Raw genomic sequence first — 6,892 nt, forward strand, 5'->3', positions numbered from 1 at the left:
GCCGCGCGCCGACCGCCGGCGCGTTCGACGCTACCTCGCCCCCTCGCCCTCGGGCGCGTCGGAGGAGCATGCGCCGTCACGCTCGAGGGCGCGCATGCGGCCGAACTCGCCCAGCATGAGCACGACGGCGATGACCGCCACGCATCCGTCCGACAGCGCCGACGCCAGCCAAACGCCGTGGATCCCCAGGCCGGCCAAGCGAGGCACGACGACAACGAGCGGCAGGAACACGATGAGGGGACGGGCGAGCGTCAGGACGGCGGCCTTGCCTCCCTTGCCGAGCGCCTGCAAAAGCGTGACGGCGATGATCATGAATCCGAGCAGGACGTAGGTGGAGAAGAACACCCGGAAGTCGCCCGCGCCGAGGGCCACGATGGCCGGATCGGTGATGAACAGCGACAGCAGCGCCTCGGGAGCGAGCAGCGCCGGGATCCAGAACACGAGCGCAAGCGCCGTCGCCCCCAGCGCGAACGTCACGGCGATGCGTCGGACGCGGGCGTAGCGCCCCGCGCCGTAGTTCGTGCCCGCCGCCGGCTGAAAGCCCTGGCTGACGCCCCACAGGGGGATGAACGCGAACGCCTGCACGCGCAGTGCGGCGCCGAACAGGATCTGCCATTCCGCCCCGCCCCATTCGGCCGCGGCCCGGTAGATGACGGCCTGCTGCACGAGCGTGAGCACCTGCATGAAGAACGCCGAGAAGCCCACTTTCAACACCTCGGAGAACAGCGCGCCGTCGAAGCGCACCCCGTGAACGCGCGCGACCTTCTCGCGCTTGGCGAACCACCAGGCCATGAGGGCTGCGAGCGCCGCCTGGGAGAGCACCGTCGCGCATGCGGCCCCCTCCACCCCGAGGCCCTGGCCCCTGAGCGCGAGGATGAACGCCGGAGCCAGCACGATGTTGAGCACCGCGCTCGAAGCCATGATGAGCATGGCCTTGACCAGCTCGCCCTCGCCGCGCATGATCATGTTGGAGCTCTGGCCGAAGTTCACGAACAGGCTGCCTGCGAAGATGATGCGCAGGTAGCTCGTCGCAAGCTCGAGCATCTCGCCCTCGGCGCCAGCCAGCATGAGCAGCTCGCGCGCGAACACGATGCCGAGCACCGTGACCGCCGACGACAGGACGATGTTCATGAACACGAGGTTGCCGGCCACCCGGTCGATGGTGCGCTGATCGTTCGCCCCGATGGCGCGCGAGAGCACCGAGGCCGACCCCATGCCGATGAGGGACGAAAGGCCGCTGTTGACGAACGTGAACGGATAGGCCACCGCCACCGCACCCATGGCCGTGGCCCCGACCAGCTGCCCCACGTAGATGGCGTCCACGAACGTGTACAGCCCGACCACCACCATGCCCACGATGGCGGGCAGGCTCAGGCTCACCATGAGCCGCACGGGCGCCTGCGTCAAAAGCATCGCGCGCTTCGATTCCTGTTTCTGCATCATGTCGCTTCCTTGTCGCGTACGCGGCTCGGTCCGAACCGCCCTCTCGATATGTTATCCTTGCACAACTTATGCGCCCGCCAACGCGTCCGCAAGGGCCTGGCGCGCGTTGCGTCGAATCGGGAGGAAACCATGGCGAATCAGGAGGCCCGCCCCGCCGGCCGCCGAACCGGCGACGCCCGCGGCAAAGGGCGGCTCGAAGAGAGGGAAGGCGCCCGCGCGCACGGCAGCGGGCAGGTGCCCGACGTCATGCGCGACATCCAGCTGCCGTGCATGGAGGATCTGGGGATGCGCCCCGTCAAGGCCGACGAGCCGATGGCCGCGCTTTTGCCGAAGCGCGCAGGCGTCTACTACCGTTTTCCGCGAGACACCGCCTCCGGCTACTACTGGACCTTCGCCGACGGCGACTTCGCCGTGTCGGTGACCGACATGACGCTCAAACGGGACTTCCGCGAGCGATGCCGCCACCCGCGCTTCGTGGGCGTGCGCTACTTCGAGTCGGTGAGGGCGGAGGAGTTCGTCACCGGCAAACGCTACGAGGGGCCGTTCCTCGAAGGACACGTGATGAGAAGCGAGCGCTGGGACGCGCTTTTGTACGCCGAGGTTCCCGCGCGCAGTGTCGAGATCATGCTGGCCCCGGCGTTCTACGAGCGCTACCTGCGCGACGAGTACGCCGACGAGGGGCTGGACGTGGAGGCGGCGTTCGCCAGCATCGACGGCATCGCCCAGTTTCCGGAGCTCATCGTGGCGCTCAAGCAGATCGAAGCCTACCGCGGCCAAGGGGCGTCGGCCAGGCTGTACTATCGCGGCAAGGTGAACGAGGCCGTGGCGCTCATCGTGGAGAAATCGCGCGAGCTGTCCGGCGCGCACGCCAACGGGGCCGAAACCGGCGACGGCGGCGGGGCCGGCGGGGCTGCGGCGGTCGAAAGCGCGTCCTGCGCGCGTGCGCTCGGGCGCGTGATCGAGTACCTGGACGCGCACGCGCGCGAAGGTGCGGACGCCGAGACGCTCGCGCGCATCGCCTGCATGGGGCAGACGAAGCTGCGGGCCGAGTTCAAGCGGGCCTTCGGCTGCACCATCACCGGCTATCTGCAGCGCCGGCGCATGGCCGACGCATCGCGCCTGCTCGCCGAAAGCGACATGCCGCTCGCCCAGGTTGCCGCCGCCGTGGGATACCGGACGCCCGAGCGCTTCAAGGAGCTGTTCGAGCGCGAGATGGGCTGCTCGCCCGCCGCCTACCGCAAAGCCCTCGCCCCTCGCGCCCGCTAGCGAGCGGACGCGAGGAGGGGCCCGCCTTGCGCCCGCCCGCTCGCAGACAGGTAGAGCTCGGGCAGGGCGCGCATCGCGCTCACCTTTCGCCTTGCGTCTGCTCGCTCGCGGACAAGGCGCGCGGCACGATCCCCAACCGCTCAGGCCGCTTCCGGCGCTGCGACCGCCCGCAAGGACGCGCCTTGCGGGCGAGCGCCTTCGCGGCGCGCCAAGGAAGGGCGCGGGCGCAGCAGGCAGGGAGGCCAGATGCGGCGCGCCCGATCACGCGCTGGCCGCGGTGCCCGCCAGCTTCCAGCCGATGGTCTTCTCGCGCATGCCCACGAAGTCGGCGTAGATGCCGCCTTCGGCCATGAGCTCGTCGTGGGTGCCGCGCTGCGCGACGCGTCCGGCGTCCAGCACGACGATCTGGTCGGCGTCGCGCACGGTCTTGAGGCGGTGCGCGATCATGATGACCGTCTTGTCGCGCGTCAGCGCTGCGACGGCCCGCTGCAGGTCGCGCTCGTTCTCCGGGTCCACGTTGGCCGTGGCCTCGTCGAGGATGACGATGGGCGCATCTTTCAGGATGGCGCGGGCGATGCTGATGCGCTGGCGCTCGCCGCCCGAAAGCGCGGCGCCGCCCTCGCCCAAGCGCGTGGCGTAGCCCTCCGGCAGCCTCTCGATGAACTCGTGGCAGCACGCGGCGCGCGCGGCGGCCTCGACCTGCTCGTCCGTGGCGTCGGGGCGACCGAACGCGATGTTGGCGCGCACGGTGTCGTCGAACAGGTACACCCCCTGAAACACCATCGAGAAGTTCGCCAGCAGATCGTCCACCTTCCAATCGCGCACATCGACGCCGCCGAGCCTCACGCTCCCCTCGTCCACGTCCCAAAACCGCGCGATCAGCCGTACGAGCGTGGTCTTCCCCGCACCGGAGGGCCCCACGATGGCGCAGGTGGTGCGCTCGGGAATGGACAGCGACACGCGGTCGACGACCGTGCGCCCCTCGTAGCCGAAAGACGCGTTGTCCACGACGATGTCAAGCCCACGGGCACGCTGCGCGCCCGCGCCCGTCCCCTCGGGCAAAGCCGGCGTGGCGATCATGTCGTTCACCTTGTCCATGCACAAATCGATCTGCCGCAGCAGGCGCGCGAAGGCGCCGGACATCTCCAGCTTGCCGTACACCATGAACGACGCCACGACGGCCACGAGGCACACGCCCGCGTCCATCGTGCCGGCCAGCCAGCAGCCCACCGCCACGAGGCACATGAGCACGCTCGAGGTCTTCACCACGAGCGTCTGCAGGATGTTGAACACGAGGAAGCGCAGCTCCATCGTCACGTTCGCGCGCTCGCACTCCGCGATGGAGTCGTCGAGCTTTTTGCGCGCATCGCCCACCAAAGAGAACGCGCGCACCACCCCCATGCCCTGGATGTACTCGAGCACCGCGCCCACGATGGCGCCCTGGGCCGCCACGCGCCGGCTCGACACATCGCGCGCCTTCTTCTGCATACAGGCGTTCACCAGCAGAAACACCGCTATGGTGACGATCACGACCGCGCCGAGGCGCCAGTCGAACGCCAGCAGGAAAAGCGCCATGATCCCCGAGAACACGAATCCCGAGATGACGTTCGTGTACACCTGGCCGCCGGCGTTCTGCACGTCGTCGAGCGTGTTCGTCATGGTTCCCGCGATCTGCCCGAGGCTGTTCTCGTTGAAGTAGCCCATGGGAAGGTAGCGCATCCTGTCGCCGATCTGCGTGCGCTTCTCGCCGGTCATGGAGAAGTTGCCCTTGCAGAAGTTCTCGCTTTTGAAATGCGAGGTGATAAAGCAGCCGGCGATGCTGAGCAGCATGATGGCGAGCGCCGTCAGCAGCGTCGCCTCCGACAGCGTGCCGTCGGCCAGGGCGAACAGGACCACGGCAAGCGCCATCATCTGCCACGCCTCGAAGAACGAGTTCAGCACCGAGAACGCCATCCCGCGCTTGAGCAAGCCCGAAAAGCTGCCCCCGAACGCGAAGTACTTCCTGAACGTTGCGAACATGGCGGCCTCCTACGCTGCGTCTTTCGATTCCATATGGGCGTTGTACATGCTCGCGTACAGCGGGCAGCCGGCCATGAGCGCATCGTGCGTGCCCTCGGCCTCGATGCGCCCGTCGCGCACGACCACGATCTTGTCCGCATCGCGCACGGTGGACAGCCTGTGCGCGATGACGACGAGGGTCTTTCCGGCCACGAGCGCGCCGACGGCCCGCTCGATGGCGGCCTCGCTCTCCGGGTCGGTGTAGGCCGTGGCCTCGTCGAGCACGACGATGGGCGCGTCCTTGAGCATGGCGCGGGCGACGGCGACGCGCTGGCGCTCCCCGCCCGAGAGGTGCCCGCCCGAGCCGCCCGCCGCGGTCATATACCCCCGCTCGAGGCCCTCGATGAACCCGTGGCAGCCGCTCGCCTCGGCGCACGCCACCACCTCGTCGTCGGAGGCGCCGGGGCGGCCCATGCGGATGTTGTTCATCACCGTGTCGTCGAACAGGTAGTTGTCCTGCTCGACGAACGAGACGCATGCCGCAAGCTGCGACGCGGTCAGGTCGTTCACCGACACGCCGCCGATGCGCACCTCGCCCGCGCTCGCGTCCCAGAACCCGGCGATGAGGCGCGCGAGCGTCGACTTCCCCGAGCCGGACGGTCCCACGAGCGCCGTCACCTGGCCCGGCTCGATGGTCAAATCGACGCCGTGGATCACCTCTTCGCGCCCGTAGGAGAACCGCACGCCGGAAAGCTCGATGCGCGTGCCGGACGGACGAGCGGGCGCGGCGCCCGACGAATCCGACGCGCGGCGCTGCTCCGGCTCGTCGAGAATCGACGATATCTGCTCCACCACGGTGCCGATCTGGGCCAGCGTGTCGATGAAGTTCATGGCCGCGTACAGGGGCGGGAATATGGACAGCGACAAGACGGCCACCATGACGAGCGTCGCCGGCTCGAGCGTGCCCTGCAAAACGAACAGGCATCCCACCGGCAGCACGGTCACGAGCGTGGCCGGCCAGATGGCCAGGCCCAGATCCTGGAACACCTGCACGTGGTGCATCCAGTCGATGAACGAATGCGCGTAGCGGTCCACGGTCTTCGAGAACTTCTCGTACGAGCTGGCCGACTGGCCGAACGCCTTGATGACCTCGATGCCGTCGACGTACTCGACCGAAGTCGAGCTCATGTCCTCGCTTGCGCGCACGGTTTTCTCGTACCAGAGGTTGTAGTCCTTCATCATGCCCATGTAGGCGGCGAACCCGACGGGCAGCGTGACGAGCGCGACGAGCGCCATGCGCCAATCGAGCGCGAACATGAACGCGACGACGGCCAGCGGAACCAGCAAATTCGACGTCATCTCCGGCAGCAGGTGCGCGAGCGTCGTCTCGATGCTGTCCACCTTCTCCACCATGATGTTCTTGAGCTTGCCCGACGGCGTGTCCAGCACGTAGCCGAGCGGCACGCGCGTGAGCTTTTCGGCGATGAGCCGGCGGATCCTCGAGATCGTCGAGAACGCCGCGACGTGCGAGTGGGCCGTCGAGGAGTAGTGGAACACGAGGTAGGCCCCGTAGCCTGCGGCGGCCGTCGCGCACCAGCCCAGGTAGAATCCGAAGTCGCGCACGTTCCCCAGCACGCCGACGACCATCTGGCCGGCGGCGTAGTAGGGCACGACGGTGCCCGCCACGCCCACGACGGCCAAAAGCACCGACAGCGCGAAACGCGCCCGGTTCGCGCCGCCCGCCCACTCCAGCAGGCGCGCGACGGGGTTCGGCCCCTTGCGCCCCTCCGCCCGTCCCGACGAGGCGGCGCCGGCCTCGGCGGAGGAGGCCCTGAGCGCGGCCGCGCCGTTCGCAGCCGCGCCGCTTGCGGCCGTGTTGCTTGCGGTTGCCTCGTTCGCTAGCGTTCCGCTTGCGGCCGTGTTGCTTGCAGCCGTGCCGTTTGCGGTCGCCTCGTTCGCTAGCGTTCCGCTTGCGGCCATCTCGTCCGCGACTGCCTCGTCCGCAACCGCGCCGCTCGCAGCCATCCCGTCCGCGACGGTTGCATTGCCCGCATCCATACGCAGTCCTTCCCTCAAGTTACCTTTAGGTTACTCAAGGTAGTATAACACTGTTATATAACGTTGTTACAACCGATTTGCGAAAAGATGGGGCGAGAGGGAGGGAGGGAGGGAGGGAGGGAGGGAA

At 68.3% G+C, this 6,892-nt stretch carries 4 protein-coding genes; 1 reads left to right on the forward strand and 3 read right to left on the reverse strand.

Annotation, left to right across the window (positions count from 1 at the left end; translation table 11 throughout):
- Positions 1–30: 30 nt before the first annotated feature.
- The gene (locus tag C2L80_RS12645; RefSeq protein ID WP_169999087.1) at positions 31–1,443 is read right to left on the reverse strand and encodes an MATE family efflux transporter; all 1,413 of its coding nucleotides are present in this window, start codon (positions 1,441–1,443) and stop codon (positions 31–33) included.
- Positions 1,444–1,572: 129 nt separating this feature from the next.
- Between C2L80_RS12645 and C2L80_RS12650 the strand changes: the two genes are divergently transcribed.
- Positions 1,573–2,709 (forward strand): helix-turn-helix domain-containing protein, encoded by a 1,137-nt coding sequence (locus C2L80_RS12650; protein WP_087193888.1) that lies wholly within the window; start codon positions 1,573–1,575, stop codon positions 2,707–2,709.
- A gap of 261 nt (positions 2,710–2,970) precedes the next feature.
- On the opposite strand, the gene C2L80_RS12655 is transcribed toward C2L80_RS12650, so the two are convergent.
- Both C2L80_RS12655 and C2L80_RS12660 read right to left on the reverse strand, forming a co-directional pair.
- Positions 2,971–4,728, reverse strand: a complete 1,758-nt coding sequence (locus tag C2L80_RS12655) for an ABC transporter ATP-binding protein (protein WP_103263324.1) — start codon at positions 4,726–4,728, stop codon at positions 2,971–2,973.
- A 9-nt stretch (positions 4,729–4,737) separates the two neighbouring features.
- A complete protein-coding gene (locus tag C2L80_RS12660) occupies positions 4,738–6,765 on the reverse strand; it encodes an ABC transporter ATP-binding protein (protein ID WP_239939003.1) in 2,028 nt (675 codons plus the stop codon).
- Between the last annotated feature and the right edge of the window lie 127 nt (positions 6,766–6,892).

The organism is Rubneribacter badeniensis, assembly GCF_002899695.1.
Lineage (GTDB): Bacteria > Actinomycetota > Coriobacteriia > Coriobacteriales > Eggerthellaceae > Rubneribacter > Rubneribacter badeniensis.

What these genes read in the sequence shown, in the direction of transcription:
- C2L80_RS12645 (WP_169999087.1), bottom strand. Translation starts at nt 1,443, where the DNA reads ATGATGCAGAAACAGGAATCGAAGCGCGCGATGCTTTTGACGCAGGCG.
- C2L80_RS12650 (WP_087193888.1), top strand. Translation starts at nt 1,573, where the DNA reads ATGGCGAATCAGGAGGCCCGCCCCGCCGGCCGCCGAACCGGCGACGCC.
- C2L80_RS12655 (WP_103263324.1), bottom strand. Translation starts at nt 4,728, where the DNA reads ATGTTCGCAACGTTCAGGAAGTACTTCGCGTTCGGGGGCAGCTTTTCG.
- C2L80_RS12660 (WP_239939003.1), bottom strand. Translation starts at nt 6,765, where the DNA reads ATGGATGCGGGCAATGCAACCGTCGCGGACGGGATGGCTGCGAGCGGC.